The sequence below is a fragment of the Ralstonia sp. VS2407 genome (genome assembly GCF_052950655.1).
Genome location: NZ_JBRFVG010000362.1, coordinates 1 through 437, shown reverse-complemented (window position 1 = coordinate 437; position 437 = coordinate 1). Strand labels below are relative to the sequence as shown.

The following is a 437-nucleotide window of genomic DNA, read 5'->3' as shown; positions in this document are numbered from 1 at the left end:
ATAAATGGCAAGAGTAATTCAATCAACAAGTAGCCTGTAACATCTTTTGCCACTGCAGTTTCAAGTAAATGAACAATTTGCTGTTTTAATAGAACTAACACGATTCCGACTACCGCTCCACCAATGCTGGAAATAACCAAGGTCCCTGCCGCTTCCACCGGCGAAAATGACCCCGTTAATAAAGCCGCTAATGCAAATTGAAAGGCTGTAACGCCTGATGCATCATTAATGAGTCCTTCACCAGATAAAATGTTCATCGAACGTTCAGGAATGTCAATTCGACCCGATAACGAACCTACCGCCACCGCATCCGTTGGCCCTAAAGCCGCTCCAAAAGCGAAGCAAGCAGCTAATGGTAAAGTAGGCAAAATCATATGCAGGGTCCAGCCGACTCCAACTAAGGTAATTAACACACCAAAAAAGGCCAAGAAAAGAAT

The 437-nt window shown here is 43.9% G+C and carries 1 protein-coding gene; it reads right to left on the bottom strand.

The genetic code is table 11. From position 1 onward, the window contains the following. Positions 1–437 (bottom strand): cation:proton antiporter domain-containing protein (locus tag ACU8YE_RS25475; RefSeq protein ID WP_446930378.1); only part of this gene is annotated, 437 nt, incomplete at both ends.